This window comes from Oleiphilus sp. HI0066 (genome assembly GCF_001635725.1).
Genome location: NZ_LWFH01001531.1, coordinates 1 through 1235, shown reverse-complemented (window position 1 = coordinate 1235; position 1235 = coordinate 1). Strand labels below are relative to the sequence as shown.

Sequence of the window (1235 nt, the reverse complement as noted above, 5' to 3'; positions counted from 1 at the left end):
CTGAAATGAGGTTTTCGATGCCCATTGTGTCTTTCACTTGGCCACCTAATCGCTCAGCAATCAGCGTTACTTTCAAACCTTTGCGCGCACTATAAATCGCTGAAGCAACACCTGCTGGACCACCACCGATAACAGTCACGTCTTGCAAAGGCAGTGCGTCAGACTCATCTGACTGGGCGATACTTGCATCGCGCTCCATCAATTTCTCGATCAACTGTGCGGCATCAACTTTACCATTCGCGAATAATTCGCCATTGACATAAACAGCTGGGACGCCCTGAATGTCACGTTCTTTGATGATATCTTGGAACAAGCCTCCATCGATCATTTCGCTCGAGATATTGTCGTTAAGCAAAGCAAATTGGTTCAGAGCCTGAACGACATCAGGGCAGTTGTGGCAGCTCAAACCGATGAACACCTCAAAGTGTAACTTCTCACCAACGCGCCCCACCATTTTTTGCAAAGACTCATCTAACTTTAAAGGTGTGCCAGTCGCCTGAAGCACCGCTAAGATAAGTGAATTAAATTCGTGACCACTTGGGATACCTGAGAACTGGACACCTGTGTCTTTGCCATCAACTTCAATGTAGAAGCTGATCGGACTACGTAAACCTGTGGCACGTTCTTCTAGCGAAAGAAGATCATTGGTGCCTGCAATATCAGCAAGAAACTTTTTCAGCTCCTCACGTTTTTCATGTTCGCCACTTTGAAGAACGAAAGTAAGCGGCGCCTGCATTGAGGCTGTGTACTGTTTAATTGCCTGTAGAATGTCTTGAGATAGCATGATGCTCACCTGTATGTTTCTAAAGTGGTTTTTGATTTTGTTCATCCCGCTGTTGATTCGGGACTTAGTATTCTGATCCGAAGAGATTTGAAGATAATTTCTAGTCTTAACTCTTCTTTTCTTATCGGCGCTGGCCGACAGCAGGTCAGGGTCTTTGTTTCGCCAAAGCCCCCAACAACCCAGGTCAGGTTTGCCCAGCCGCATGGAAAGAAGGTGAAGAGACGCTAGCTCCATCATTAGACTTGGTAGGCAAGATTTAATTTTTGGATTAATTCCTACTGCGATTGCTAAGGCGGTGTTAAAGCGGGTTTCGGAATGCTCACTTACTATTAGTAAGCTCCGCTTCCTTAACACGCTCTGCCTAGACTTAGCTGATCTCGCGACGTAATTAATCTCGAAAATGTAGTCGGCTATTGCGATTGTTAGAGCTTTGTTGTAGTCCACCCCTCAA

1 protein-coding gene and 1 pseudogene are annotated in these 1235 nt (G+C 45.7%); one reads left to right on the top strand and one right to left on the bottom strand.

What is annotated here, in order from left to right; translation table 11 throughout:
* The coding region (locus A3738_RS23805) for a thioredoxin family protein (protein WP_156504461.1) at nt 1-784 on the bottom strand (784 nt) is incomplete at its 3' end.
* A 176-nt stretch (nt 785-960) separates the two neighbouring features.
* On the opposite strand from A3738_RS23805, the pseudogene A3738_RS30140 reads away from it, so the two are divergent.
* Nucleotides 961-1044, top strand: a pseudogene (locus tag A3738_RS30140) (peroxiredoxin); the annotation flags it as partial.
* Nucleotides 1045-1235: the final 191 nt, after the last annotated feature.